This window comes from Labrys neptuniae (assembly GCF_040797145.1).
In the GTDB taxonomy this organism is placed as follows: Bacteria; Pseudomonadota; Alphaproteobacteria; order Rhizobiales; family Labraceae; genus Labrys; species Labrys neptuniae.
The window spans coordinates 86,062-112,261 of record NZ_JBFNQD010000005.1; the positions used below are offsets into that span (position 1 = coordinate 86,062).

At 63.1% G+C, this 26,200-nt stretch carries 24 protein-coding genes; 16 read left to right on the top strand and 8 right to left on the bottom strand.

Annotated elements, in window-relative coordinates:
* The 8 genes from ABXS05_RS16400 to ABXS05_RS16435 are packed head-to-tail and all read left to right on the top strand — an operon-like array spanning position 1 to position 8,700.
* Entirely contained in the window at positions 1 to 1,191 is a 1,191-nt protein-coding gene (locus ABXS05_RS16400; RefSeq protein ID WP_367624665.1) for a glycosyltransferase family 4 protein, read from the top strand.
* Positions 1,191 to 2,627 (top strand): DUF8712 domain-containing protein, encoded by a 1,437-nt coding sequence (locus ABXS05_RS16405; RefSeq protein ID WP_367624666.1) that lies wholly within the window; start codon positions 1,191 to 1,193, stop codon positions 2,625 to 2,627. Before ABXS05_RS16400 ends, ABXS05_RS16405 begins: the two co-directional genes overlap by 1 nt.
* Before the next feature lie 18 nt (positions 2,628 to 2,645).
* Positions 2,646 to 3,593, top strand: a complete 948-nt coding sequence (locus ABXS05_RS16410; protein WP_367624667.1) for an exostosin domain-containing protein — start codon at positions 2,646 to 2,648, stop codon at positions 3,591 to 3,593.
* Positions 3,590 to 4,780 (top strand): glycosyltransferase, encoded by a 1,191-nt coding sequence (locus tag ABXS05_RS16415; protein ID WP_367624668.1) that lies wholly within the window; start codon positions 3,590 to 3,592, stop codon positions 4,778 to 4,780. The genes ABXS05_RS16410 and ABXS05_RS16415 overlap by 4 nt, the downstream gene beginning before the upstream one ends.
* Positions 4,773 to 5,546, top strand: a complete 774-nt coding sequence (locus tag ABXS05_RS16420) for a glycosyltransferase family 2 protein (protein ID WP_367624669.1) — start codon at positions 4,773 to 4,775, stop codon at positions 5,544 to 5,546. Before ABXS05_RS16415 ends, ABXS05_RS16420 begins: the two co-directional genes overlap by 8 nt.
* A 16-nt stretch (positions 5,547 to 5,562) precedes the next feature.
* Positions 5,563 to 7,386, top strand: coding sequence for a carbamoyltransferase family protein (locus ABXS05_RS16425; protein ID WP_367624670.1), 1,824 nt, complete (start codon positions 5,563 to 5,565; stop codon positions 7,384 to 7,386).
* Positions 7,370 to 8,218, top strand: coding sequence for a hypothetical protein (locus ABXS05_RS16430; RefSeq protein ID WP_367624671.1), 849 nt, complete (start codon positions 7,370 to 7,372; stop codon positions 8,216 to 8,218). Before ABXS05_RS16425 ends, ABXS05_RS16430 begins: the two co-directional genes overlap by 17 nt.
* Complete coding sequence (locus tag ABXS05_RS16435; protein WP_311936706.1) at positions 8,215 to 8,700, top strand: hypothetical protein; 486 nt, start codon at positions 8,215 to 8,217, stop codon at positions 8,698 to 8,700. Before ABXS05_RS16430 ends, ABXS05_RS16435 begins: the two co-directional genes overlap by 4 nt.
* Positions 8,701 to 8,707: 7 nt before the next feature.
* Here the strand turns inward: ABXS05_RS16435 and ABXS05_RS16440 are convergent, their stop codons facing one another.
* From ABXS05_RS16440 to ABXS05_RS16450, 3 genes are all read right to left on the bottom strand, one after another.
* Entirely contained in the window at positions 8,708 to 9,553 is an 846-nt protein-coding gene (locus ABXS05_RS16440; RefSeq protein WP_367624672.1) for a hypothetical protein, read from the bottom strand.
* A 54-nt stretch (positions 9,554 to 9,607) separates the two neighbouring features.
* Positions 9,608 to 10,255, bottom strand: a complete 648-nt coding sequence (locus ABXS05_RS16445; RefSeq protein ID WP_367624673.1) for a carbohydrate binding domain-containing protein — start codon at positions 10,253 to 10,255, stop codon at positions 9,608 to 9,610.
* A 116-nt stretch (positions 10,256 to 10,371) separates the two neighbouring features.
* Entirely contained in the window at positions 10,372 to 11,337 is a 966-nt protein-coding gene (locus ABXS05_RS16450) for a UDP-glucuronic acid decarboxylase family protein (protein ID WP_367624883.1), read from the bottom strand.
* On the opposite strand from ABXS05_RS16450, the gene ABXS05_RS16455 reads away from it, so the two are divergent.
* The 3 genes from ABXS05_RS16455 (at position 11,218) to ABXS05_RS16465 (ending at position 13,561) form a co-directional block, all read left to right on the top strand.
* Positions 11,218 to 11,538, top strand: coding sequence for a hypothetical protein (locus tag ABXS05_RS16455; RefSeq protein ID WP_367624897.1), 321 nt, complete (start codon positions 11,218 to 11,220; stop codon positions 11,536 to 11,538). The genes ABXS05_RS16450 and ABXS05_RS16455 overlap by 120 nt on opposite strands.
* 90 nt (positions 11,539 to 11,628) lie before the next feature.
* Positions 11,629 to 12,414, top strand: coding sequence for an FkbM family methyltransferase (locus ABXS05_RS16460; RefSeq protein WP_367624674.1), 786 nt, complete (start codon positions 11,629 to 11,631; stop codon positions 12,412 to 12,414).
* A gap of 814 nt (positions 12,415 to 13,228) precedes the next feature.
* On the top strand, positions 13,229 to 13,561 hold the full coding sequence (locus tag ABXS05_RS16465) for a hypothetical protein (protein WP_367624675.1): 333 nt from the start codon (positions 13,229 to 13,231) through the stop codon (positions 13,559 to 13,561).
* Positions 13,562 to 13,695: 134 nt separating this feature from the next.
* Here ABXS05_RS16465 and ABXS05_RS16470 read toward each other — a convergent pair whose 3' ends face one another.
* From ABXS05_RS16470 to ABXS05_RS16485, 4 genes are all read right to left on the bottom strand, one after another.
* Complete coding sequence (locus ABXS05_RS16470; RefSeq protein WP_311936721.1) at positions 13,696 to 15,144, bottom strand: ATP-binding protein; 1,449 nt, start codon at positions 15,142 to 15,144, stop codon at positions 13,696 to 13,698.
* Positions 15,141 to 15,860: a response regulator gene (locus ABXS05_RS16475; protein ID WP_311936725.1), complete on the bottom strand. Its 720-nt coding sequence runs from the start codon at positions 15,858 to 15,860 to the stop codon at positions 15,141 to 15,143. Before ABXS05_RS16475 ends, ABXS05_RS16470 begins: the two co-directional genes overlap by 4 nt.
* A gap of 226 nt (positions 15,861 to 16,086) precedes the next feature.
* Positions 16,087 to 19,257, bottom strand: a complete 3,171-nt coding sequence (locus ABXS05_RS16480; protein ID WP_367624676.1) for an efflux RND transporter permease subunit — start codon at positions 19,255 to 19,257, stop codon at positions 16,087 to 16,089.
* Between the two features lie 3 nt (positions 19,258 to 19,260).
* Complete coding sequence (locus tag ABXS05_RS16485; protein ID WP_367624677.1) at positions 19,261 to 20,442, bottom strand: efflux RND transporter periplasmic adaptor subunit; 1,182 nt, start codon at positions 20,440 to 20,442, stop codon at positions 19,261 to 19,263.
* A gap of 908 nt (positions 20,443 to 21,350) precedes the next feature.
* Here ABXS05_RS16485 and ABXS05_RS16490 point away from each other — a divergent pair.
* Genes ABXS05_RS16490 through cuyB form a run of 3 tightly spaced genes read left to right on the top strand, consistent with a single transcriptional unit; the run spans position 21,351 to position 24,248 of the window.
* A complete protein-coding gene (locus ABXS05_RS16490; protein WP_367624678.1) occupies positions 21,351 to 22,136 on the top strand; it encodes a substrate-binding periplasmic protein in 786 nt (261 codons plus the stop codon).
* Positions 22,137 to 22,140: 4 nt separating this feature from the next.
* A complete protein-coding gene (locus tag ABXS05_RS16495) occupies positions 22,141 to 23,517 on the top strand; it encodes a dicarboxylate/amino acid:cation symporter (protein ID WP_367624679.1) in 1,377 nt (458 codons plus the stop codon).
* Positions 23,514 to 24,248, top strand: coding sequence for a cysteate racemase (gene cuyB / locus ABXS05_RS16500; protein ID WP_311936739.1), 735 nt, complete (start codon positions 23,514 to 23,516; stop codon positions 24,246 to 24,248). Before ABXS05_RS16495 ends, cuyB begins: the two co-directional genes overlap by 4 nt.
* 53 nt (positions 24,249 to 24,301) lie before the next feature.
* Here cuyB and ABXS05_RS16505 read toward each other — a convergent pair whose 3' ends face one another.
* On the bottom strand, positions 24,302 to 24,556 hold the full coding sequence (locus ABXS05_RS16505; RefSeq protein ID WP_367624680.1) for a Rossmann-fold NAD(P)-binding domain-containing protein: 255 nt from the start codon (positions 24,554 to 24,556) through the stop codon (positions 24,302 to 24,304).
* A 39-nt stretch (positions 24,557 to 24,595) separates the two neighbouring features.
* Between ABXS05_RS16505 and ABXS05_RS16510 the strand changes: the two genes are divergently transcribed.
* Together ABXS05_RS16510 and ABXS05_RS16515 are read left to right on the top strand one after the other, a co-directional pair.
* A complete protein-coding gene (locus tag ABXS05_RS16510) occupies positions 24,596 to 25,102 on the top strand; it encodes a DUF2165 family protein (protein ID WP_367624681.1) in 507 nt (168 codons plus the stop codon).
* Positions 25,103 to 25,207: 105 nt separating this feature from the next.
* Positions 25,208 to 26,146 (top strand): bifunctional helix-turn-helix transcriptional regulator/GNAT family N-acetyltransferase, encoded by a 939-nt coding sequence (locus tag ABXS05_RS16515; protein WP_367624682.1) that lies wholly within the window; start codon positions 25,208 to 25,210, stop codon positions 26,144 to 26,146.
* The last annotated feature ends 54 nt before the right edge of the window (positions 26,147 to 26,200 follow it).

The following is a 26,200-nucleotide window of genomic DNA, read 5'->3' on the forward strand; positions in this document are numbered from 1 at the left end:
ATGCGCCTGGCTGTTCTCACCTCCCATCCGATCCAGTACCAGGCGCCGATCTTCCGGGAACTCGCCAGGCGCATGGAGCTGGAGGTCTTCTTCGCGCACAATCCCACGCCCCGGCAGCAGGCCGAGGCCGGCTTCGGGGTGGCGTTCGACTGGGACATAGATCTCACCAGCGGCTACCCGCATCGCTTCCTTGCCAACAAGGCCAGGAACCCAGGCGTGGATCATTTCTTCGGCTGCGATACGCCCGCCATCGCCGGGGCCCTGCAGGAGGGCGGTTTCGATGCCCTGCTCATCTGCGGCTGGGCCCTGAAATCCTATCTCCAGAGCATTGCCGCCGCCCGGCGCCTCAACCTGCCCGTGCTGGTGCGAGGAGACAGCCATCTGTTGACACCGCGCCGGCGCCTGAAGGCCTGGACCAAGCAGGCGGCCTATCCCCGCCTGCTGCGCCTCTTCGATGCGGTGCTCTATGTCGGGCAGAACTCCCTGGCCTATTACCGTCATTATGGCTACCCACCCGAGCGGCTGCATTTTTCGCCCCATTGCGTCGACACGGACTGGTTTGCCACGCGGGCGACGCCTGAGGCCCGCCAGGCCCTGCGCACCAGCCTGTCCATTGCCGAGGGCAGCCGGGCCATCGCGTTTGCGGGCAAATTGGTCGAACGTAAGCGTCTTCTCGACCTCATCGAGGCGGCAGCGCTGTGCCGCAGCAAAGGATGCGAGATCGAGGTGATGATCGCCGGCGATGGTCCGATGCGCGAGGTGGTGCTCACGCGCGCCGCAGAGGTCGGAGTACGGCTGCATTTCCTCGGTTTTCGCAACCAGACCGAAATGCCGGCTTTCTATGCCGCCTGCGACGGGCTGGCGTTGCCCTCCTCCGGGCAGGAAACCTGGGGCCTCGTGGCAAATGAAGCCCAGGCTTGCGGGCGGCCCATCATCGTATCCGATCAATGTGGCTGCGCCCCCGACCTGGCCGCCGATCCCCGCACCGGACGGACCTTCGAGACCGGTAACGTCAGCGCGCTTGCCGGAGCCCTCGCCGATCTGCCGACGGGGCTCGCAACGAAGGAGGCCCTTGCGTCGCTGGTCCGCCGCTATAGCGTAGGCGCCGCTGTCGATGGCATCGAGGCTGCCCTATCGTCCTGCCTCGAAAAGGCGCCCTCCCAGCGCAGGACGTCGGGAGCCCTGACCTGATGCCGATATCGGCCACCTCCCCACGCTCGGCAGCCCCGCTGCCCGGGGCCGTGATTGTCGGCGCGGTGCTGCTCGCCATTTTGAACCTGCCCGCCGAGAACGCCCTGCTCACCACCTTCAGCCTGGTCGTGCTCGTGGCCGGCGTCGCCCTGCTGTGGCGGCCGGGCGAGCCGCCGATCGGGTTGTTCATCTTCGCCTATCAATGGCTGCAGGCCTCGATATCGGCCTTCCATGCCAATTGGCTCGGCATCGACGTCAGCGCCTATACGATCTATGGCGGGGACAACAAGTCAGCGATCCTGCTGACCCTGGCCGGCCTGCTGTTCCTGGCGCTGGGCATGCGGCTCGGCAGCGGCCCGCCCGACAGGGCCGCCAGCCGGCAGGCACGGGAGGCGGTGCTGGCCCGGCCGCTCGCCACCTGGTTCTTTCTCTATCTCGCGGCCTCGATCGTCGCGGTCGGCGCCCTCCAGGCTGCCGCGCTCATTCCCGGGCTTGCGCAGCCGCTCCTCGCCCTGGCCGGATTGAAATGGGCGTTCTTCATGATGTTCGCCTATGCATCCTTCGTGCGAAATCAGCTAGGCAACCCCTTGTTTTCCTGTGTCTTTCTTGCCGAACTGGCCATGAGCACGGGCGGGTATTTCTCCGATTTCAAGACGGTGATGTTCTTCACCCTCTTTGCCACGGCCATGGCCGGAACGCGCCTGCGCGGCCTTCACATCGCGGGCGGAGCGATCCTGGTCTGTCTGATTGTCGTCAGCGGAATCCTGTGGACGGCCATCAAGGAAGACTATCGCAATGCCGCCTCCGGAGGTTCGGCCTCGCAGGCCGTCACGCTCGACCTCGGCGAGCGGCTGGCCACCATAGCCCAGCTCCTCGGCAGGCTCGACGGCGCCTCGATGTCGGAGGCGACCGGGAAGATGCTCCACCGAATTTCCTATGTCGAATTGTTCGCGGTGGTTCTCGCCCGCGTCCCGCAGACCATCCCCCATGAGAAGGGCGCGCTCCTGCTGGATGCGGCGAGCCGCCCCTTCATGCCGCGCATCCTGTTTGCCGATAAGAGCCAGGTCGACGACACGCGCCGCACCAACTACTACACGGGCGGCCTGTCGGGCACCTATCGCGGCACCTCGATCAGCCTGGGCTACATGGCCGAACTCTACATCGATTTCGGCCCTTTGCCGATGATGGCCGTCATCCTGGTCTTCGGCTATCTCTATGGTCGCATCTACCGCTGGCTGGTGCACTCTGCGCGAGCCGGACCACTGCTTGGCTTCACCTCGGCCTGCGCCATCCTGGCCCAGGCCGCCCTTTTGGAAGTCAGCCTGGCGAAACTGGTCGGCGGCGTGATGGTTTCGGTCCTTCTCACCGCCCTGTTCGTCCGGCTGGTGGCACCGCGCCTGCGCGCCTGGCTGGAAGCCAGGCCGGCAAGACGCTGACAAAACGGACGCAACGCCATGCGCCCCTGCGTTCTCCTCACGGCCCTGCGGGAAAACCCTGCTCTCTCGAAAGCTCGCAGGCTGGCAGCGCTGCATCCGCCCTCGGCCTTCCGGATCGCGGCGGGAGACGACACCCCCGATATCGTCTTGTACCTCGACAGCGGCTATGTCGGCCTTGCCGACCTGCCGCACTTGCGGCGCCAGATCGGGACGCAACCCGCGGCGAGGCACTTCCTGTTCTCGGAATCGGACTGGCCCTATGCAGCGCTGCCAGGAGCCTATCCATCCCTCACCAGGGCCCTGCCCTGGGCGCGGAGCTGGAGCTATCTGCCCGACCCCGATGCCCCCATGCCGGCTGCCTCCCCGCCGCAGGAGGAGCCAGCCCATCTCTTCTCGTTTCTGGGCCGGACCGGCACGCATCCGATACGAGAGCGTCTGCTGGCCCTCGACAGCCCGGATACGCCATGCCTCGATCTTGCGGCGGCACCGGGCCGCTTCGCCGATTTCGACTATCGCCGGACCTATCGCGAGCTGCTGCTCGGCTCGCAATTCGCCCTTTGTCCGCGCGGCTTCGGCGCCGCCAGCATCCGCCTTTTCGAGGCGATGGCGCTTGGCCGTGCACCGGTGATCATCGCCGATGCCTGGCTGCCGCCGCCGGATATTCCGTGGCGGGACTTCAGCCTGTTCGTGGCCGAAAAGGACGTCATGCACATACCGCACATCCTGAGTGAGGCGCGCGGGGAGGCCGCTGCCATGGGCGATCGCGCGCGCCGGGTGTTCGCGGCGCATTTCGCCCCTGATGTCTTCTTCGACCGCCTGCTCGCCATGCTGGTCATGCTTCCCTACGAAACAGGCACCGCCGCACTGGCTGGACGTGCCTGGAAGGCACTGGGCTGGCGTGAAGGCTATACGCTGGCGCATCGGGTCAAGACGCGGTTCCGCGCCGCGCCGGGGCTGACATCTTGACCCTGCGCTGCCTTCATGTGGTGCCGACCTATCTGCCGGCGCTGCGCTATGGCGGGCCTATTCATGCCGTGCACGGTCTGTGCCGCGCATTGGCAAGCCAGGGCTGCGACGTGCAGGTCTACACCACCAATGTCGACGGTAACGGTGTCCTGCCGGTCCCGACCGATCGGCCGGTGCAGCTCGACGGGGTGGATGTCCACTATTTCCCCGCCGGGCTGGGCCGGCGTCTCTATCGCTCGCCCGCCATGGGCCGCGCCCTGGCAAAGCACGTCTGCTCCTTCGACATCGTTCATCTCCATTCCGTTTTCCTATGGCCGACCACGGCCGCGGCAAGACATGCAGGGCGAAACGGCGTTCCCTATCTGCTGGCACCACGAGGCATGCTCGTCGGTCCGCTGATCCAGCGCAAGAGCCGGCTGCTGAAATCGGCCTGGATACAGGCCTTCGACCGGGCCAACCTCGCCGGGGCTGCGGCCGTCCATGTGACCAGCCGATCCGAACGTCTCGAAATCGAGAAGCTGGGACTGCCGGCCCAGGCTTTCGCCCTGGTGCCCAATGGCATCGACGCGCCGCCTGCCGGTGCTGACCTCATGCAGCCCGATTACGTCCGGCCCTATATCCTCTTTCTGGGGCGGATCAGCTGGAAGAAGGGCATCGAGCGCCTGATCGATGCCATGCGGTTGGTACCCGACGCCGATCTCGTCATCGCCGGCAATGACGACGAGGGCGAAACCGCCCGGTTGAAGGCACGAGCAACAGCGTTGGGCCTCGATGCCCGCATCCGCTTCGTCGGTCCCGTGCACGGCGAAAAGAAATGGTCCCTGCTGCGCAGCTGTGCCGCCTTCGCGCTGGCCTCCCATTCGGAGAATTTCGGCAACGCCGTCCTGGAGGCGATGGCCTGTGCCCGCCCCGTCGTCGTCACCCCCGAAGTCGGGCTGGCCGATGTGGTCACCGGCGCCGGCTGTGGCCTGGTGGTCGAAGGCACTCCCGAGGCACTTGGCGCAGCGCTTTCTTCACTGCTGGCAGACCCGGATCTTGCCGCGCGGCTGGGACAGGCGGGCGAGAAGACGGCACGCGAGCAATTCTCCTGGCCGGGCATTGCAACAACCATGCTCGATGTCTACCAGGAGGCCATCCTCGCCCAGGCGGGTCAAACCGCCCTCGCCGGAAGAGCCGTGCATGTCTGAGTTGATCGCGCCGCAGACGACGGTCCTGGTCCTGAGCTTCAACGAGGCTCCCAATCTGGCGCGCTGCCTCGACAGGCTGGACTGGGCGCCGCGCATCCTGCTGGTGGATAGTGGCAGCACGGACGAGACCCTCGAGATCGCCGGCCGATACGCCAATGTCGAGGTCGTGCATCGCCCCTTCGACAGTTTCGCCAGCCAATGCAATTTCGGCCTGGGCCTCATCGAGACCCCCTGGGTGCTCTCGCTCGACGCCGATTATGAATTGAGCGAGAGCCTCGTTAGCGAAATCCAGTCGCTCCGCGAAGGGACCGCGCGGGGTTATTCGGCCGCCTTCATCTATCGCATCCATGGCAAGCCCCTGCGGGGGACGCTCTATCCGGCCCGCACCGTGCTCTATCGCCGGCAGGCGGCACGCTATCGCGACGAGGGCCATGGCCATCGCGTGACCGTGGCCGGCGAGGTCGGCAGCCTGGCCGCTCCCCTCTATCACGACGACCGCAAGCCCCTTCTCAGATGGGTCGATTCCCAAAAGCGCTATGCGCAGATCGAGGCAGACCATCTGCTTGCCAGCCCGAAGGAGGCACTGAGCCGGGTCGACCGTCTCAGGCTGAAGGCATGGCCGGCCCCGCTTCTGGTATTCTTCTATACCTTGCTGTGGAAGGGCGCGTTTCTCGATGGCTGGGCGGGCTGGTACTACACCCTGCAGCGCCTGATCGCCGAATGCCTGATTGCCTTGACCCTGATCGATCGGCGCCTGGCAAAATGACGGGAGGGGCACCGGCTTGATCATCCTCGGCCTCAACGCCTACCACGCCGATGCCGCAGCCTGCCTTCTCAGGGACGGGAAGATCGTTGCTGCCGCTGAGGAAGAGCGCTTTCGCCGCATCAAGCACTGGGCGGGGTTTCCGAGCCAGGCCATCGCCTATTGTCTGCAGGAGGCCGGTATCGGGCTTGGAGACGTCGACCATGTCGCCCTCAACAGCGACCCGAAGGTGCATCGTCTTGAGCGTCTGGCCCATATGATGCGCCACAGGCCCGATCCTGCCCTCGTTCTCGACCGTCTCCGGAACAGGCGCAAGCGCCTGTCCGTATCCGATGAACTGGTTGCCGCCTTTCCCGGGCAGCTTTTCAAGGGCACGGTGCATCGGATCGAGCATCACCTGGCCCATCTGGCATCGGCCTTCTTCGCCTCCCCCTTCCAGGAAGCGGCCATCCTCTCCCTCGATGGCTTCGGCGACTTTTCCTCCACTGCCTGGGGAAGCGGGCAAGGCAAGAACATCGCCGTCGAAAGACGGGTCCTGTTCCCCCATTCCATCGGCCTGTTCTACCAGGCGCTCACCCAATATCTCGGCTTTCCGCATTATGGCGACGAGTACAAAGTCATGGGCCTGGCGTCCTATGGCAGGCCGCTCTTCCTCGACAGGCTGCGGCGTGTCATCAGGCTGGAAGCGGCGGGTGGCTTCAGCCTCGATCTCGGCTATTTACGGCATCACCGCGAGAGGATCGCCTTCGACTGGCAGGGCGGTGCCCCAGTCTTCGCCCCGCTCTATTCGGATGGGCTGGAGGACTTGCTCGGCCCGGCGAGAGCGCCGAACGAGGCACTGACCGAGCGCCATCGTGATATCGCGTCCTCGGCCCAAGCCCTTTATGAGGAGGTCCTCGACCACATCCTGCAGGCTGTCTGGGACAATTATCGCCTGCCCAACCTCGCTATGGCCGGCGGCTGCGCCCTCAACTCGGTGGCCAATGGCAAGATCAGGCGAACCACCGCCTTCCGGCACCTCTATGTGCAGCCTGCCGCCGGCGATGCCGGCGGTGCTCTCGGCTCCGCCCTGGCCGTCTGGCACAAGCTCGGCGGCGATCGTATGCCCCCGATGGATCACGCCTATTGGGGACCAGGTTTTGCCTCCGCAGACATCGATCGGCTGGTGATGGCGGAGGCCGCCAATCTCGCCGCCATGGGCTGTGAGATCGGGCATTTCGACGATGATGCCGAGCTTTGCCGGGAGACCGCGTCCGCCATCGCGGCCGGTCATGTCGTCGGCTGGTTCGATGGGCGCCTGGAATGGGGACCGCGCGCGCTCGGCAGCCGCTCCATCCTGTGCGACCCCCGCCGGGCCGACATCAAAGAGCTTCTCAACCACAAGATAAAGCGCCGCGAGTCGTTCCGGCCTTTCGCGCCCTCCATTCTCGCCGAGCATGCCGCCGCTTGGTTCGAGGGCATCGACGACGTGCCGTTCATGACCGAGGTTCTCCCGGTCCGGCCCGACAAGCGTGCCCTCGTGCCCGCCATCACCCATGTGGACGGCACGGGGCGGCCCCAAACGGTGCAGCAAAAGGCCAACCCCGCCTATCATGCCTTGATTTCCGCCTTCTTCGTGCGGACCGGCATCCCCATGGTGCTCAACACCTCCTTCAACGAAAACGAGCCCATCGTCTGCACCCCGCGCGAGGCGCTCGACTGCTTCCTGCGCACGCGCATGGACATTCTCGTGCTCGGGCATGTGATGATCCGACGCCGGCAGGACACAGGGCTCCTTGGCCTGCCCGACAGTCGGTACGCCGCCGATAACCACGTCTCCGATAGCCATGTCGGCGGTTCCTGAAGCCACGGCGTCCTCGCGCGCCGTCTCCTGCCGGGCCGTCTATGGCTGGTGCCTCGTCCTCGCTTGCCTGGAATGGCTGTATTATCGGCTGGGCCAGCAGCCCTTGCGGCAGATCGGCGACCTGCCAAACGTGATCTCTGTCCTGGAAGTGATCGAGATCGCCATGATTGTCCGGCTGATCGGCCGCGAGCGTCGTGACGCCCCCTTCCAGATCGGCGAAGCGGTCCTCATCCTTACAGCAATGGCCTTCTGCGTGCTCGTGCTGCGCCAGATACCGCTCGCTGCCGCGCTGGCGCTTGCCGTCCTTGCGGCATGGCGCCTGCGCAAGCGCCCGTCCTGCCGCGCCTCGGCCCTTGCCTTGCTGGCCTTCATCGCCCAGTTCGTGCTTCTGGGCTGGCCCTTCCTCGTTCTTCACAATGTCGTCGGCCTGCTCGATGCCACCACCGTGCGAACCTTGCTCCAGATGGCAGGCCAGGACGTATCGGGCTATGGCACCTATATCCTCCGCCCGGCTGACAATATCGGCTTCGACGTGATGTGGGGCTGCGCCACCTCGACCACTTTGGTCCAGAACCTCACGGCCTACGCCATCATCGCCGTCGGCCTCGGGGGACCGCTCCGCCGTTCCGACCGCGCGGCGTTCCTCATCGTGATCGGCACCACCTTCGCCTTGAACTGGCTGCGCCTGGTGCTGATCTGCGCCTCGAAGGAAGGATATCTGGTCTGGCATGAAGGCACGGGCGCGAGTTTCCTGGCAGCGTTCTATGCCGTTCTGATCGTCGTCCTCGCCTATTGCCGGGCCAGGCCCGGGCAGACGCAAGCTCCGGTATGACGCGCCTATTTCATCTCCTGGCCGCTGCGCTGGTGGTCTGTTCACTGGGTCTGGCGATCCGCCAGGCTCGTCTTCCGCCGCAGCCCGCCCCGGAAACCCAGATCGCATTGGCTTTCGCAAAAGCCGGCTATTCGCTCTCGGCCCAACGCAAGACCCCGCTCGGCCCCGAGTTCTCCTTCGCACGGCCCGACTGCACCACACCGACGCGGGCGGTGCTGACGCAGACCATCCACCGCGATGCCACCCGGATTCTCGCGGATATGTCCGGTGCCGATGAAGAGCTGACCACCGTCTATGGCGGCGCGGCCGTGCCCAGCCTGCATCTGCGAGATCTCGCCTGGCCGTGGTTGCAGCGCAAGCTCGGCGTCGCGCTCGGCCTTTCCCGCTCGAGCGCCTGGGACTCCATCGGCCTCGCCGTCTTCTCGCCCCATCGATGCCGGAGTGACAAGCCCGATTGGTCAGCTCTGCTCACCAATCCCTGAGCCGCGCTCAGGTCCAATTGAAATTGTGAGCCGCGCTGCGCGTGTCCTCCTCGTAGCGGTCTTCCCACACCCGCGTGAGGAAGATCACCAGTGCGAATTCCGACATGAACAGGATGAGCGCCATGAACGCCCAGACGACCGGTGCTGCGACCAGCCGCAACTCGCCGATCTGGGGATAGTGACCGAGGAGCAGATTGGCCCCCTCCATCACGAAGCCGATCTGCAGGCCGATGCCGATAATGATCACCAGGATGGATATCGGTTCGCGCCACGCCGTCCTCAGCGAAGTCCATATCGGGCGAGGCTCGTCCAGGGAGGCGGCAGGCCCCACCAGCGCCAGTCCGGCCGTCGCCATGAAGCCGAGCGCATAGGACAGCAGGACGGCCCCACGCACGAGTTGCTCATGCGGCACCGGCGAACCCGGCAAGGGCGGATGCTTGAGCAGCCCGATGACGGCCCAGCACGACAGCACGTAGAAACCCATGCGCCGTGCCCGCGCCCCAGTGGGTATGATGGGGCGCCATTCGCCATGGATAAGCCCCCGGTGCAGGCGCAGCGCAACGCGGGCAAGCAGATAGGTCGTCAGGGCATGAAAGGCGACAAGCAGGCCGATCTGAACCAAACCCGACGGCCACGCCACCAGGAAGGACAGCGGTGGCACCACCTCCTGGACGGCGAAGATCAACCAGGCTGCCAAGAACAGACCTGGCTGGCGTATGATCGTCACGCATGCCTGGCGCCAGCTTTCGGCAAAAATATTGTAGGGCCGCGAGGACGCGAAGAAGCCGGCGATGCCGATAGCCACCAGGATCACGAAAATGATCAGTGAAACCTCGATGGGCAGAGAAGGCATATGGATTTGCCCTAACGCAAGACGTGGAAATGGAGCGCGACTACCAAGCTGAGACTATGAACAACCAGTCGATAACAGGCTTCGGAGCCATCTCAACCCATCTCGCATTTGCCGGCGTCCCAGCACCAGAGCCAGAAGGGCTACCACCAGATAGGAAATCGTGCTCGTCCCCGGCACAGGCCCAGGAATTTGCACGAGGGACACGTCATCCACGCGCAACGGGGCCGTCAGCAGACCGGGCAGATTGGTGAAAACGAGATTTGTCAGACCCGCAGGCAAGTTGACGGTAAGCGTATAAAGATTGTACCCACCCAAGCCAATAACTGTAATACCATAGGTCAAATTATAAGTTGTTCCACCTATCTGCACGCTAAAATTCAAAGTTCCAAGAGAAAGAGAAATCTGCGGCGCGAGATAGAAGCTCAACTGATAAGTGCCAGCGGTAGGAATATTGATGGATTGCGAAATCGTGCCGCCGCCCGTAGCAATCGTGCCATAAAAACTCCCACCGTGCGCCGGCGGGTTGAGAGCCAATGTCCCTTCCTGAGTGCGCGTCGACCCTCCGGCATACGTCCACCCGGTCGTCGTCTCGAAGCCGCCATTGGTGATGATCTGGGCGCGGGCCTGTGCAAGCAGAATTGGCGAAACAACGAGGGCGAATGCCAGAAGCAACGGCCCCCATGCCTTGAGCAGAAATTGCATGCCACTCTCCCGGCGCCAGTCCCCACGTCAGGTTAGCTTGGCAAGATAGATCATGCCCGGCCAATCAACAATCGCATTGAACTTCCCGCCAGCGCTGCCCGCATGGCCTCAGGAACTCACTGGGCTGGAGTGAGGCTGCGCAGCAACCCATGTTCGTCCGATCTCAACAGGTCCTCGAAATAGGCAATCGTCCTGGCGAGGCCGTCGCGAAGGCCGACAGACGGCGCCCAGCCCAAAAACGCACGCGCCTTGGCGATATCGGGCTGGCGCTGGCGCGGATCATCCGCCGGCAGGGGTCGGAATCTGAGCCGCGACGACGAACCCGTCAATTCGATGATGAGCTCGGCGAGGTGCCGGACGGTTATCTCCACGGGATTGCCGATATTGATCGGTCCGTGAACATCGGCCGGCGTTGCCATCATGCGGACCAGCGCTTCGATCAAATCGTCGACATAGCAGAAGGAACGCGTCTGCCCGCCATCGCCATAGATCGTGATGTCCTGGTTGCACAGGGCCTGGACGATGAAGTTCGACACCACCCGCCCATCATCGGGCTGCATGCGCGGGCCATAGGTATTGAAGATCCGCACGACCTTGGCGGGTACATGGTACTGGCGGACATAATCGAAGAACAAGGTCTCGGCGCAGCGCTTGCCCTCGTCGTAGCAGGAACGTGCCCCGATCGGATTGACATTCCCCCAATAATCTTCCGCCTGGGGATGGGTGTGCGGATCACCATAGATTTCGGAGGTGGAGGCCTGCAGGACTTTGATCTTCAGGCGCCGCGCCAGATCCAGCACGTTGATGGCGCCCAGCACGTTCGTCTTGGTCGTCTGCACCGGATCGAACTGATAGTGCTTGGGCGAAGCCGGACAGGCCAGATTGTAGATCTCGTCGGCTTCGAGATTGAGCGGCGTCGTAATGTCGTGTTGCAACAGCCTGAAGGAAGGATCGCCAAGAAGTTGATCGACGTTGCGGCGAGACCCGGTGAAGAAATTATCGACGCAGATAACTTCTTTATTTTCTTTCAGCAGGCGCTCGCACAGATGCGAACCGAGAAATCCGGCGCCACCCGTCACCAAGACGCTGCTCAAAGCCGCATTCCTGTTCGTCCTGCGAGTCCGATGCCGCAATTCAAGACCTTCATGACCAAGAAAACTATCGATTTTTGGGGAGTCGTCAAATTCGATGGGGAACCACGCCTGCCACTTGCCGGCACAACCCTCCCCTTTTGCCTCCCGGACATCCAGGCCATGGCTCAACAGGGCTATCATGCCAGGTAAAATGACTTAACAGGTGAAATGACTTAATAGGCCTTCGTCGAATCCCCCGCCCCGCAGTCAAAGCGGGCGAGCTTGGAGTGCAGCACGGCGATGGGCGTTCTTCGCGCACAAATCTCCAGGCTGGTGAAACGGGTGCTGGCCCGGCACGGACTGCTCCTGATCAGGACCGGGGCCAAATTCGGCCATGATCCCTGGGCCGACATCCGGCATCTTGCCGAGGATTGGTGCTATCCCATTGTGACCGTCTTCGATGTCGGTGCCAATGATGGCGAGACGGCCGCCCTCGCCCTGCGCAAATTCCCAGGCGCGAGAATCGTCAGCTTCGAGCCGCACCCGGATACATTCGCCGTCCTGATGCAACGGCTCGGCCAGGAGCCCCGGTTTACCGGCGTCAATACGGCGCTCGGCACGCAGACCGGCACAGTCGACATGTTCGAGTACCCCTCCTCCAAGATCAACAGCCTCAGCGACCGCGCGCAATATGCGCTGCGCTACCCGCAAGGTGCCACGCGGATCAGTGTTCGGTCGATGACCCTCGATGCCTATTGCCAGCAAAACGGCTTCGAAGCGGTCGACATTCTCAAGCTCGACACCGAGGGCTTCGACCGCATGGTTCTCGAGGGCGGCCGCGCCATGCTGGAACGGCGGGCCATCAAATTCATCTATGTGGAGTTCAACGATTTGCAGCCCAAGGAGAAGGCGGTGGGGGGCGACCTGATCTCCATCGATACGCTGCTGCGGCCCCATGGCTATCGCTTCGTCGCGTCCTACAACGACTATGTCGTTGCCGAAGGCGAGATGTTCTGTGTCTCCAACGCGCTTTTCGCTCTTCCTCCGGCCGCAGCTACGCCTCCGTCAAAACCGGAAAGATTCTAACTCCTTCCCTGGAAAGCCGCCTCGAAGGATGTTGCCCGCGAGGACGGCGAAAAGGCGATGGGCATGAAAGCTTCAGGAACACACTCGGCCCGTATCACTGATACGGGCCGAGAAATGTCTTCTGCTCAAATTCACCAGAAGAGTGAAATAATACCTTATTCAACTCTTATAATAGCGATAGGTGATTAAAGTCTGGACCGAAAGAAAAGTTAATACAGAAACGATATAGATATATTTTGCAGCAGGGAGAATGGCGTTAATGATCTGATCGCTCATATTGCCTCACAGATAGGTTTTCGCTCCAACAGAAACGCAGATTCCTGTAAATTCAAAGAGCGGATTTGAAAGTAATCCTACAATTCAGATAGTGCCCACCCGCATCGCTAGATTGAAGAAAAGCACAAGCCTGCCCTTGTCTTCGGCCATCATCGATCGGACGCCACATTCCTTATCGCCGTTGTTTTGATAATAGCCGGCACCTGCCTCACAAGTTTGTCCGGAAGCAGGTTGTTTTGTAAGAAAGTGTCACAGGCCCTGATTGAAACCAGAGCAAGTACGGGCCCCGGGCTTTTGCCGGTTTCAGGGAACAAACACCGTCTGAAACGAATCCTGGCCCGGGCCATGCCGGACGGTGAAGGCAATGGCGATGCCGCCAACGGATCCAGCCCTGCCAAGCGTCCCTGCGGGGGCTCTCAACGGTATCCAAATGTCACAGGGGGCGCCGGTACACGCTTTTCGACAAATCTCCGCCCTGGCGGCGAAGTCCCGCGACAAAGGATGCTTACGGTCACGCCCTGCAACTGGAGGCAAGGCCATGACATCCTTTGCTGGTTTTTCCACGCGATCGAAAATCGTCGACGATGAAGTGCCTTTCGTCGGCGACCCCGCCTATGAGACGCTGGATGGCCCCGCTGCCATCGCCTATCGCCGCGCCGGCGGCGTGTTTTTCGATATCCTCGTCATCGCTTCGATTCCCGCGATCATCGCCTTGAACCTGCTGGTCTCGCCAGCCCCTCATGCCAAAGACACGACAGGTTTCACGTCGGTCGCCGCAATCACCGCCTCATCGCCGCCGCCGACAACGCCGCGCCCAATCAGTCTGCCATCGACTGAGGCGGCAAGCGCTCCATGCGCCCTTGCGATTTGAAGGGACATCGTCAAATTGCAGGGCGCCTTGACGGCCGCAAGACAAGCCTATCCAGTCGGTCGAAAGGGCTGGCAATGCCGCTCGTGCCTTGAGTCCCCGCAGGGGTGCCATCAGAGGCGGCTACGGCCTTGGCGTCACGCCCGGGCCCGGGCAGTGCGGCCGGTGACGAGCGGCAGACCGATCACCGCCCGCAACCCCTTGGCCTGATTGAAGAGCCGGATGTCGCCGCCATGATGGCGGGCAATGGCACGGGCGATCGAGAGGCCAAGACCGACCCCGCCTGTCTCACGGTTGCGCGAGTGCTCGAGGCGGAAGAAGGGAGCGAACACCTGGTCGCCGACATTCTCCGGAATACCTGGCCCATCATCTTCGATGACGATGTCGATACTCTCGGCCGTGCGCGCGAGCGTAACCCTGGCACGCTCGCCATAGCGCACGGCGTTTTCGACCAGATTGCGGACGGCGCGGCGCAGCGCATCGGGACGGCAGCGATAGCTGATCTTCGGGCCGTCAAGGAAGGCAACGTTCTGGCCGATATCGACCAGATCATCGCACAGGCTCTCCACCAGCGCTGAAAGATCGACCGTGCGGGTGGTCTCGGCCGTTGCCTGCTCGCGCGCGAAAGCCAGCGCCGATTCCGTCATGGTCTGGATCTCGGCAATGGTCTTGAGCATCTTGTCCTGGATCTCCGGGTCCGAAACGAACTCGGCCCGAAGGCGCAGGGAAGTCAGCGGGGTGCGCAAGTCGTGCCCGATGGCCGCGAGCATACGGGTGCGGTCTTCGACGAAGCGCTGCAGCCGGGCCTGCATGCGGTTGAAGGCCTCGGCGGTCTGCCGGATGTCGTCAGGCCCGGATTCCGGCAGGGGCGGCACGGCCTCGCCACGCCCGAGCAGTTCGGCCGCGGTAGCCAGGCGGCGCATCGGCCGGGCTATGCTGCGTGCCACCCATATGGCGATGACCGACAGCACCAGGGCGGTGATGCCGAGCGAGAGGGTCGATTGCGAGGTCCAGAAGGCGTTGTGATAGTTCTTGGCATAGGCCGCATTGAGCCACATGCCCCGGTCCAGCTGGACGGCCAGACCCATGCCGATCGCGGTGTTGAGATATTGAAACTTCGCGGGACGGGCAAGCAGCCAGGACTGCGGCGCGATCTCCACCCAGCGGGCAGGTTCGCTGGCGAAGGCGGCGCCGGTTGGTATTTCCGGTACGGCCGCCACCGGCGGGCCGCCGGACGGCTTGGGATGGACGGGCACCTTGCCGGGCGGGAGTGGCTGGTGAAGGCGCATCCAGGCGTCCTTGGCCCAGGCCGTCGCATCGACCGGCTCCCGGTCGGACAGCCAGAAGCGCGAATAGATCGTGCCGCTGACGGCGAGAATGTCGTCATGCACCGCATCCGGCGTCGCATTCAACGACAGAGCGAGCGAAGCCGCACGGCTGAAGAACTCCCCCTTGGCCGCCGCGCGCATGGCCTGGCCGCGCTCGTCCCAGGAAACGCAGAAACCGATGCCCTGCGAGACCGCCAGCGCCAGCAGCATGAATGTGATGATCTGCGCAGCCAGGCTGCGCCGCCACAAGGCCATCATGCCTGCTCGACCTCCGCGGTGAAGCTGTAGCCGCCGCCCCAATGGGTCTTGATGAGCATGGGGTTTTTCGGATCGAACTCGATCTTCTTGCGCAGACGGCTGACCTGGTTGTCGATGCTGCGGTCGAAGGTGTCGGCGGCCCGCCCGACCGTGAGGTCGAGCAATTGATCGCGGCTCAACACCAGGCCGGCATGGTCGAGGAAAGCCGTCAGCAGCCGGAACTCGGCCGTGCTGAGGGGGATGGCGACACCGTCCGAGCCGGCAAGCTCGCGGCGGCCGACATTGAGTTGCCAGCGGTCGAAGCGCAGCGTCTTGGCCTTCACCGCACCGCGCTGCGGCGGCAGGCTGTTGACCCGTCGCAGCACCGCCTTGATCCGCGCCAGCAATTCGCGCGGATTGAACGGCTTGGTGAGATAGTCGTCTGCCCCCATTTCGAGGCCGATGATCCTGTCGGTGTCATCGACCATGGCGGTGAGGAAAATGATCGGCACCACCGTGGTGCTGCGCAGATGGCGGCAGACACTCAGGCCATCCTCGCCCGGCATCATCACGTCGAGGATGATGAGGTCGGGCGCGTTGCGCTCGAGCAGCCGCCGCAACGCCGCCGCATTCTCGGCCACGCTGACACGATAGCCATGCTGGGTGAGGTATTTGCCGACGAGGTCGCGAATGTCACGGTGGTCGTCGACCACCGCGATATGGGGCACCGATTCCATGCATGACACTCCGACCTAGGGCGACCAGGGCAAAGCAGGCTCTTCGCACCATGCCCACCGCCGTCTCTTCCACGTTCTATTGTAATGGCGTCGCAGCGGGCTGGGTAGACCGGCTGTCGGGACAAACCAGCCTGAACTGTATCCAATTGTATCCTGCGGATATCGCGCCATAGCTTGCGACATTTTTCCTGTGACCGGCGTAATCCTGCAGATCCCGCTGCTTTGACTAGGAAGCTTCGATCGCGGCCGAGACGGGTTTTCGACGAGCTCCCCCTTCAAGCATGCGGCACAGCACATAGAAGACCGGCGTGCAGACGAGGCCGAAGGCCGTGACGCCGATCATGCCGAAGAAGACGGCCGTGCCCAGCGACTGCCGCATCTCGGCGCCGGCACCGCTGGCCAGGAACAGCGGCAGCACGCCGAGAATGAAGGCGAGCGAGGTCATCAGGATCGGTCGCAGGCGGATGCGGGCACCCTGCACCACCGCTTCGACGCGGCCGAGCCCCTCCGCTTCGGCCTGGCGAGCGAATTCGACGATGAGGATGGCATTCTTGGCCGCCAGCCCGATCAGGATGACGAAGCCGATCTGGGCCAGGATGTTGACGTCCATGGCAAAGATCAGCAATCCGCTCACCGCCGACAGCAGGCATACGGGCACGATCAGCAGGACGGCGAGCGGCAGCGTCCAGCTCTCGTACTGGGCCGCCAGCAGGAGAAACACGAAGACGACGGAGGCACCGAAGATCAGAAGGCCGGTATTGCCGGCAAGCCGCTCCTGCAGGGCCACTTCGGTCCATTCGAAGCCAAAGCCTTCGGGCAGGTTGTCGCGCGCGATCTGCTCCATACGGTCGAGGGCAGCGCCGGTCGAGGTCCCCGCCGCCGCAGCCCCCTGTATCTCGGCCGCCGGATATTGGTTGAAGCGCGGAATGCGATAGGGGCCGGACTTCTCCTGGAAGGTCGCCACCGCGCTCAACGGCACCATGGCCCCTCCATCGCCGCGCATCTTGAAATTGCCGATCGAGGCAAGATCCGTGCGGTAGCGCCCGTCGGCCTGGGCCCGCACCTGGAAGGTTCGCCCGAGCATGTTGAAATCGTTGACATAGGCCGAACCCAGATAGACTTCGAGCGCTTCGAAGACGCTTGCGGCGGGCACCCCCAGCATCTGCGCCTTGATGCGATCGACATCGGCATAGACCCGCGGGGTCGCCGTGTTGAACGGCGAGAAGGCATTGGCAATCCCGGGGGCTTGCGAAGCAGCGGCCAGCACCTGCTGGGCCGCCGCCTCCAGCGCCTGGGGCGACTGGCCGTTGCGGTCCTGCACCATCAGCTTGAAGCCGCCGGCATTGCCCATCCCGCGTACCGAGGGCGGCTTGATCGGAATGATGCGCGCTTCGTAGAGATCGGCGAAGCGCGCTTGCAGCGAGGCGATGATCCGGTCGGTGGTCAGCCCCTGGCGCTCGCGTTCGGCGTAAGGCTTCAGGATGGTGAAGGCGACGCCACTGCTGGAGGCGTTGGTGAAGGTGGCGCCGTCCAGCCCGGCAATGGCCACGACATTTGCCACCCCTTCAGTGGCGAGGAGCCGGCGCGAGACTTCCTTCATCACCGCATCGGTCCGGCTCAGGGCCGAGCCCGGCGGCAGCTGCACGGCATTGATGATGTAGCCCTGGTCCATCACCGGGATGAAGCCGGTGGGTGCGCGGGCAAATTGCCAGCCGGAGAGACCGACCAGGCCGGCATAGGCGACGAGGATGAGAACGCTGACACGCAGGAGCCGCCTTGTCATGCTGCCATAGGCAATGGAGAGGCGGTCGAAGCCACGGTTGAAGAGACCGAAGAAGCCATGGATCAGGCGCATCGGCAGGAAGCCCCGGCGCTTCTGCCCTTCGGCCGCATGCGGCTTCAGCAGCAGCGCGCACAGAGCCGGACTGAGCGTCAGCGAAACGAAGGCTGAAATGGCCGTGGCCGCCGCGACGACGACGGCGAATTGCCGGAAGAACTGCCCCGAAATGCCCGACATCATGGCGGCGGGCACGAAGACGGCGCACAGGACCAGAGTGATGGCGATCAGGGCGCCGCCGATCTCGTCCATGGAGCGGTGGGCGGCCTCTCGCGCCGAAAGGCCGGCGGCCAGATGGCGCTCGACATTCTCGACGACGACGATGGCGTCATCGACCACGATGCCGATGGCAAGCACCAGGCCCAGCAGGGAGATATTGTTGAGGGAGTAGCCCAGCGCCGCCATGACGGCAAAGGTACCGACCAGGGATATCGGGATCGCCAGGATGGGAATGATGGCAGCGCGCCAGGTCTGCAGGAAGAGGAGCACCACCAGGACGACCAGGCCGATGGCCTCGAAGATCGTCTTGTAGACTTCGCGAACCGACTCCGCGACGAACTCTGTGGGATTGAAGGGAATGGCGTAGCTCAGGCCATCAGGCATCTCCGCACCGAGACGCGTCATGGTCGCCGTCACGCGCGCGGCCGTCTCGATGGCGTTGGACCCGGGCTGCTGGAATATCTGGATCGGCTGGGCCGGCTGCCCGTTGAGATAGGCGGTGCCACGAAAGCTCTGCGCCGTCAGCTCGACGCGGGCGACATCCCGGATGCGGATGACGCGTCCTTCGGCATCGGTGCGGATGACGACGTTTTCGAATTGCTCCTTGTCGGTCAATCGCCCGAGCGTTTCGACATTGAGTTCGAAGGCCCCCTGGCGCGGCACCGGCGACAGGTTCATCACCCCCGCCGAGACCTGGACATTCTGCGCCCGCAGGGCCGCTACCACCTCCCCCGCCGAAAGATTGTGCGCCGAGACCTTGTCCGGATCGAGCCACACGACCATGGCGTAATCGCGGGACGCCGCAAGACGGACATCGCCGACGCCGTCCAGGCGCAGCAAGGCATCGCGGATACGCAGCGTGGCATAATTGGCCATGTAGAGGGGATCGCGCGACCCGTCCGGGGAGAAGAGCTGCACGACCATCAAAAGGTCCGGTGAGGTCTTGCGCACGGTGACGCCGAGGCGACGGACCTCCTCGGGCAGACGAGGCTCCGCCACCGCCACGCGGTTCTGCACCAGCACTTGAGCCTCGTTCAGGTCGGTGCCGAGCTGGAAGGTCACGGTGAGGGTTAGCTGGCCGTCACCGGTGGCCTGCGAGGACATGTAGAGCATGTTCTCGACACCGTTGATTTCCTGCTCGAGCGGCACGGCGACCGTATCGCCCACAGTCTCGGCCGACGCGCCGGGATATTGGGCCTGGACCACGACCGTCGGCGGGGCAATTTCGGGATATTGCGCCAGAGGCAGGGTGAAATAGGCAGCCACGCCGATGATCACGACGAGGACGGACATGACCGTCGCCAGGATCGGGCGATCGATCGAAAGATGGGCGATGCGCATCGTCTACTCCGCGAGGCCGGCCGTCTGTGTGGTGATGCTGCCCGGTTGGGGCGCGACCTTCTGGCCCGGCCGGGCCCGCAGCAGGCCGTTGACGACGATGCGATCGTCCGGGCCTAGCCCGCTGGTCACCACCCTCAACCCATCCGGCCGGCTGGGACCAAGACCGACCGTCGCGGCCTGCAGTGTGCTGTCGGCTCCCAGCTTGAGTACGATGCGGCTTGCCTGGTCGGTGAGGACGGCCGTCTCCGGGATCAGCAAGGCCGGATAGTCGCCGGAGGCGGCCATGCGAACCCGGCCGAACTGGCCGGGAGTAATGGCAAGGCTCGGATTGGCGAGCGTGGCGCGGGCGCGGATGGTACCGGCGCCCGGCTCCAGCCGATTGTCGACGAAACTGAGGACGCCGTCATTGGACCAACCTGTCTCGCCATCCGGCCGAGCCTGCACGGCAACACCCTTGTCGCGCATGGACGGCATGGCTCCCGCCTTCATGGCGCGCTCATGGCGCAGGAAGTCCCGTTCGCTCATGTCGAAGACGAAGTCGATCGGATCGAGCGCCACGATGGTGGTGAGAACCGTGCCGCTGTCGGAGACGAGGCTGCCGACATCGAGCCGGCGATTGGAAACTCGCCCGGCAATCGGGGCACGGATCGTCGCAAATTCGAGATCCAGTTCGGCCCGTCGCAAGGTGGCCTGCGCCGTCTCGATCGCAGCATCGGCCGCCGCCTTTTGCTGCAGGCGCTGATCGAGCGTGGAACGCGAGACGGCCGCCGTGCCGGCGAGCTGGCGGGCCCGCTCCAGTTCCTGACCGGCCAGATCCGCCTGTGCCCCCGCGCTCTTGAGCTGGGCCTTGGCCATGTCGAGCGAGGCCTGATAGGTACGCTGATCGACGACGAAGAGCACACGGCCTTTTTCGACCAATTGTCCGTCCTCGAAATTGATGGCGTCGAGATAGCCCGGCACCCGCGCCCTGATTTCGACCATGGCGCTGGCCTGGAAGCGACCTGCGAATTCCTGCGTATCGACGACGCGCATCTGCAGGGGCTGGGACACGACGACCGAGGGTGCGGGACGGATGGGCGCCGGCGTCACCGCCGCCCGTGCCTGAAAGAGAGTCCAACCCGCAGCCGTCATGCCAGCGAGGATTGCCAGGCCGGCCAGCCCCATGATTGCCTTTGCGTTTTTCAAGTCCGTGCTCCGCGCCATGCGTCTATCAGCGTTCCGCCTGTCGTCGGAGCGCCCTTGTCGCGGGTCAGACTGATCGAGGCCTGTCTCGAAAGTGTGCCGTTGGAAGGCGCAGTTTGTCGAAGGATGTACCGACTTTGCTGCATCGCACAATTTGCGACAAAGCCGATATCTTTTGTCCCAGGATTATACGGCGGCGCCCTTCGAGCCGGAGCCGTGGATATTCGAAGTAATTTTCCACTTGAAAATTTTGCAAATATGAATTTTTTGAAAAAATTGCAGATAATACCAATTTATATAAGAAAAATCCTCAAATATTATTTTGTATAATTGAAATTATTCATTTATTATGGGAATTTTATATATTGAATTTAAATAATTAAACTTCCATATCGTAGCGATAAACCATCATCACCGACACGACGGAGGAGCGTGAACGTGTGCATCTCCGGGATAAAGTGTAAAAGGTCATGGATAGCCATAACTGATGGAATTTTCGCCACTGCGGTACCTTGTAAAAATCCAGGCACCATCTAAGCTAACCTATCGCTAGACTAGATATAAATTTGCCGAATGCGTTCAGCCGCAGTGTTTCCGAGGTTTGAGAAATTCGGATTGAGGGGATGACATCAGCACCTGGAAGATGGGGCCGACACCTTTCCGCCGGTATGACCTGACCGGATGGGAATTCATTGTGCAAGCCCTATGACCCACCCGCCTCAAGTGTCCGATCTCCGAGCGAGGATGCAGTGTAGAGCGAAAGGGTAGCACGTTGTTCTGCAGGTCATCTCCTGATTGCGCTGCCTATTCGGATTGCATGTGAGTCTTGTTTGTTTTCGGGATTGCACAACATCATGATCACCAGGCGAATTCTTTTTCTAGCAGCACCTGCTCTTGCCGCATCGCCCGTTGTGGCAGCAACCCAGCCCGACGAGTCTCTCGCAACAACGCCATTGGTCGGGGATGTCGAAGAGATTCTCGCGCGCAAATCGCTGGTCGTCGCCATGCCCGGCTTCGCATCGCCGCCCTTCTTTGGGGGGAGCAGCGACACGCTGCAGGGCATCGATGCCGACACCAGCCAGCAGCTTGCCGACGCCCTCGGCGTCAAGCTGGTCCTCGACCGCAGTTCCCCCACTTTCGATGGCGCGGTTGCGCTGATCGAGCAGGGCCGCGCCGACATCGTCGTCGCCAAGCTGAGCCGTACCCTCAGTCGCGCGCGAAACATCAGCTATTCGCGTCCCTATGCCCAGCTGAGCCATGCCCTGATCATCAATCGGGTCCGCTTCGCGATCCTTGCCAATGGGCGGCAACCCGAGGAAGTCGTACGTGCATTCGACGGCGAACTGGGCGTGATCGCCGGATCATCATTCGAATATTATGCGCGAAACAATTTCACCAAGGCGAAGGTACGGACTTTCCTCACCTGGCAGGAATTGGTCGCAGCGGTGCGGGAGGGCCATGTGGACGCGGCCTATCGCGACGATCTGGAAATCAAGCGCTTGCTGCACGAGGACCCGTCGCTCACCATCGTGGCGCGATCCGTTACCCTGACCGATCTGACCGACACCATTGCGATCGGCGTGCGCCGCGGTTCTCCCCACCTCCTGGAATTCGTCAATCTGTTCCTCGAGCTGTCGGGGCGCGACAAGCCCATGACGGCCGACGAACTGGTGAACCGCTATTTGCGCAAGGCCTGACCCCATGAGCTCCGTGTCCGTTCCAAGCGAGCACAAATCGGCCACCTGGAATGCGGGCCTGCGGCGCATCTCCCAATCGCCCTGGACGGTGATCGCGTCGGTGGTGCTCGGGGCCCTCTGCGGCGCCTACCTGCCGGATTTCGCCAAGTCCCTCGCGCCGATCAGCGACGCCTACCTCAATCTGCTGAAGATGGTCGTCCTGCCCTTGATCGTGTCGGCGACGGTTTTCGCGATCAAATCGATGACCCGGGATCCGCAAACGGCCGCTTATCTTTCCAAGGTCGTCATGGCGATCGCATTGGTATCCGTGGCAGCCGTCGCCATCACAGGAGCCGTGACATTGGTGCTGCAGCCGGGGGTGATCACCGACGTGCAGGATCGCATCGAGCTCGGCACCGTGCTCAACAACCGGGGAACCATCGGTACGGATTTGCAGATGACGCTGGCGCCACCCAGCCAGCCCCCCACGAACGAGGGCGTGTTCTCAGGTCTGCTGGAGCTGATCCCCAGCAACATCTTCAACTCGCTGTCGGTCGGCAACACCATGCAGGTGCTGGTCTTCTGCATATTGTTCGGCATCGGCATCGGCCGGGTGCCCGCCGCCACCTCCCTCAGCTTCGCCAACGCCCTCGAGACGGTCTATCGTGCCTGCCTGATCATGACAGGGTGGTTCAACGTCCTGCTGCCTCTCGCCTCCTTCGCGATCATCGCCAGCCAGACCGCCTTGACCGGCGTCGAACCACTGTTGCTGATGGTCGGCTTCATCGCCACTTTCGCCGTTGCAACCGGCACTATCATGATATTGTCGCTGCTTGTGGTGTGGTTTCGCAGCGGCGAAAGCCTGTGGGCGACCTTCAAGGCCCATCAGCCCTTGTTCATGATCGCCATCGCCACCCGCTCCAGCACGGCGAGCATTCCCTGGATCATCAGCCTCGTCGGCGAGCGCCTGCGCTTCAACCGTATCGTCGTGGAGATGCTGGTGCCGCTTCACGTCACCATGCTGCGCGCCGGGCCGATCATGCTGTTCGTGTGCGGCTCGCTGTTCATTGCCCAGCTTTACGGCCGTTCGCTCAGCATGAACGACTATGTCTACATCGCCGGCGCTTCGATCCTGGTGGGCATGACCACGGCCGGGATGAGCGGTGCCGTCACGCTGTCGCAGATGGCGATCCTGTGCGCGCACCTGAACCTGCCCTTCGAAGCACCCTTCGTGCTGTTTCTCACCATCGATGCGCTGACCGACACCATGCGAACGCTGACGGTCGTATCGACGATCGCCGCGGCGACAGCCGCGATCGCGCCCAAGGACTCGGCCCAGCATCCGGTCGATGAGAGCGAGGGGTTCGCGCTCAACGTTCCCAAGGCGGAAGCAGCGGCATGACCGGCCGGCTCCTGCGACCGCGTCTCGGTGTGGTCGGCGGTCTTGGCCCGCTTGCCACCGCGGATTTCTATCGCAAGACCATCGACGCGGTTCCAGCCGAGAACGATGCCGACCATATCTCCATGGCGATCTTGAGCGTGCCGCAGATACCGGACCGTTCAGGCGCCATCCGCGAGGGCAGCGACAAGCCCCTTCCCTGGCTGATCGAGGCGATCGACATGCTCAACAGCCTCGATGTCGAGATCATCGCGATCGCCTGCAATACGGCCCATCACTGGTACGACGCCCTGTCTGCGGCCTCCAGGGCCGAGATCATCCATATCGCGGACGCGGCCATCGGCGAATTGCATCGCCGGTACGAGGGGAACCGGGCAGCCGTGATGGCAACGCGAGGGACCCTGCGTTCGGGTTTCTACCAGAAACGTCTGCGGGAAGCGGGCTTCGATTGCCGCAACCCGATCGGGCCAGCCTTCCAGCACGCCGTCGACGATGCAATCCTGCAGGTCAAGCTCGGTGAACTGAGGCAGGCGCGACTTGCCTGTGCAGCGGCTTTCGAGCTCTGCAGGCAAGACGGCTCCGAAGCGGCCATTCTCGCCTGCACCGAGCTTCCCATCGCGGCAGAAGAGGTGGTGCCGGAGGGCATGCTGGTGATCGACGCATCGCTGGCCCTCGCCTTGACCTGCATTCAACGACTTCGCGATCCCGATCGCCGGCGCAATATCGCCATGTGAGGTGCCCGGATGTCTGAGGGTTCCGCCGAAGGCCCCAGGCCACAAAGGCTCTGTCAGCGCAGGCCGCGCCCCGCGGGATGGTCGAGCGTGATTTCCAGGCTGACGACCTCGTCCACCAGAACCCAGCGGCGACGCATGACGGCAAAATCGCTGCCGGAGACGGTCACCCAATCGCCGACCATGCATTCCAGAGGCAGTGCCACGCCGACAAGGGCTGCCAGTATCCCCGCCCTGTCGGCAAAGGCCTTCGCACTGGCCGTGAGAACGATCCTGCCTCCCCGAGGCAGGCTAGCTGGAGAACTGCTCAAGTCACGGGCCCATCCGTCTCAACCGAGGAAGTACAGCATATGTCCACCCGCTACGCCAAGATCGTCATGTGCCTCTGCCTTGCGGCCTTCGCCTTTCTCGTGACCTTCGGCAACATCACCGACTATGGCTCGAACTACGAATTCGTAAAGCATGTCCTGTCCATGGACAGCACGTTTCCGGGCAATAGTTTGATGTATAGGTCGATCAGCAGCCCGATCCTGTGGAATGCTTCCTACATTCTAATCATAGCCGGCGAAGCAATTACCTGCATTTTGTACTTATTTGCCAGCGCTGCGCTCTGGAAAGCCCGTCACGCGCCGGCAAGAAGCTTCCATGCTGCCAAGAACCATGCCGTCATGGCCTCCACGATCGGGTTTCTCGTCTGGTTCTTCGGCTTCATGGTGATCGGCGGGGAGTGGTTTGCCATGTGGCAGTCTTCGACCTGGAATGGCCAGAATCCCGCCTTCCGGTTCTATGTCACCATTCTCCTCGTGCTGATCTTCATCATGCAGCCCGACGAGGATCTCGAACGCCCGACGGCGTAACGGGGTATCCGCGGGCCCAAGGTCACCGCGATGAACACGATGAGGCTCGACAAAAGGCGAGAAGCAGCTATGGTTGTATCGTACAACTAAATTGGACGCTTCGCCATGTCCGGCTCCCCGCCTATCATCGAACTGGTGCGCGAGGCTTCTCGGCAACTCGTCCGCGAACTCGGCTTCATGCACGAGTCTCTGGCCGGAACGGACCTGTCGCCCTCCGCCGTCCACGCCCTGATCGAAATCGAAAAGCATGAGGGCATCACAGCCCGGACGCTCAGCGCAATCCTTCGCCTGGAAAAGTCCAGTGTCAGCCGCATGCTGCGCAAGCTCATCCTCTCCGGCGACGTCCTGGAAGAGCCGGGGGAGCAGGATGCCCGGGAAAGAAGGCTCTCCTTGACTGCGGCTGGCCGAAACCGGGTTACGGCCATTCACGCCTTCGCCCGGGAGCAGGTCGTATCTGCCTTGGATCGTCTGTCTCCCGACCAATGCAATGTCGTCCTGGACGGCCTTCGCCTCTACGCCGGGTCCCTCGCCGCAGATGGGCCCGACCCCGCGCCGCCGCTTCGCATCGCCCCCGGCTATCGACCTGGACTGATAGCCCGCATCACCGAAATGCACGCGCTTCACTACGCGGATGCGTCCGGTTTCGGCCAGGCTTTCGAATCCGTCGTCGCCGGCGGTCTGGCCGCTTTCTGCGATCGTCTCGACAGGCCCGCCAACAATATCTGGAGCGCTATCCATGGCGACAGGATCATCGGCTCCATCGCCATCGACGGCGAGGACCTTGGATCCGGCATCGCGCATCTGCGCTGGTTCATCGTGGAAGGGTCGGTTCGTGGCGGGGGTACCGGCCGTCGATTGCTCTCGACCGCGCTCGATTTCGTGGACCGGAACCGGTTCGAGGAGACCCATCTATGGACCTTTGCCGGCCTTGCGGCGGCGCGGCACCTCTATGAAAGACATGGCTTCGTCTGCGTCGAAGAGCGCCCCGGCCGGCAATGGGGCAGCGAAGTATTGGAGCAGCGCTTCATGAGGCCCCGCCCATGACGTCCGCAGTGGCACCGCCCCCCACCCTCTCGGACCTTGCCGGTCCTGCTCCGA

What these genes read in the sequence shown, in the direction of transcription:
- ABXS05_RS16400 (WP_367624665.1), top strand. Translation starts at nt 1, where the DNA reads ATGCGCCTGGCTGTTCTCACCTCCCATCCGATCCAGTACCAGGCGCCG.
- ABXS05_RS16405 (WP_367624666.1), top strand. Translation starts at nt 1,191, where the DNA reads ATGCCGATATCGGCCACCTCCCCACGCTCGGCAGCCCCGCTGCCCGGG.
- ABXS05_RS16410 (WP_367624667.1), top strand. Translation starts at nt 2,646, where the DNA reads ATGCGCCCCTGCGTTCTCCTCACGGCCCTGCGGGAAAACCCTGCTCTC.
- ABXS05_RS16420 (WP_367624669.1), top strand. Translation starts at nt 4,773, where the DNA reads ATGTCTGAGTTGATCGCGCCGCAGACGACGGTCCTGGTCCTGAGCTTC.
- ABXS05_RS16430 (WP_367624671.1), top strand. Translation starts at nt 7,370, where the DNA reads ATGTCGGCGGTTCCTGAAGCCACGGCGTCCTCGCGCGCCGTCTCCTGC.
- ABXS05_RS16435 (WP_311936706.1), top strand. Translation starts at nt 8,215, where the DNA reads ATGACGCGCCTATTTCATCTCCTGGCCGCTGCGCTGGTGGTCTGTTCA.
- ABXS05_RS16440 (WP_367624672.1), bottom strand. Translation starts at nt 9,553, where the DNA reads ATGCCTTCTCTGCCCATCGAGGTTTCACTGATCATTTTCGTGATCCTG.
- ABXS05_RS16445 (WP_367624673.1), bottom strand. Translation starts at nt 10,255, where the DNA reads ATGCAATTTCTGCTCAAGGCATGGGGGCCGTTGCTTCTGGCATTCGCC.
- ABXS05_RS16460 (WP_367624674.1), top strand. Translation starts at nt 11,629, where the DNA reads ATGGGCGTTCTTCGCGCACAAATCTCCAGGCTGGTGAAACGGGTGCTG.
- ABXS05_RS16465 (WP_367624675.1), top strand. Translation starts at nt 13,229, where the DNA reads ATGACATCCTTTGCTGGTTTTTCCACGCGATCGAAAATCGTCGACGAT.
- ABXS05_RS16470 (WP_311936721.1), bottom strand. Translation starts at nt 15,144, where the DNA reads ATGATGGCCTTGTGGCGGCGCAGCCTGGCTGCGCAGATCATCACATTC.
- ABXS05_RS16475 (WP_311936725.1), bottom strand. Translation starts at nt 15,860, where the DNA reads ATGGAATCGGTGCCCCATATCGCGGTGGTCGACGACCACCGTGACATT.
- ABXS05_RS16480 (WP_367624676.1), bottom strand. Translation starts at nt 19,257, where the DNA reads ATGCGCATCGCCCATCTTTCGATCGATCGCCCGATCCTGGCGACGGTC.
- ABXS05_RS16495 (WP_367624679.1), top strand. Translation starts at nt 22,141, where the DNA reads ATGAGCTCCGTGTCCGTTCCAAGCGAGCACAAATCGGCCACCTGGAAT.
- cuyB (WP_311936739.1), top strand. Translation starts at nt 23,514, where the DNA reads ATGACCGGCCGGCTCCTGCGACCGCGTCTCGGTGTGGTCGGCGGTCTT.
- ABXS05_RS16510 (WP_367624681.1), top strand. Translation starts at nt 24,596, where the DNA reads ATGTCCACCCGCTACGCCAAGATCGTCATGTGCCTCTGCCTTGCGGCC.
- ABXS05_RS16515 (WP_367624682.1), top strand. Translation starts at nt 25,208, where the DNA reads ATGTCCGGCTCCCCGCCTATCATCGAACTGGTGCGCGAGGCTTCTCGG.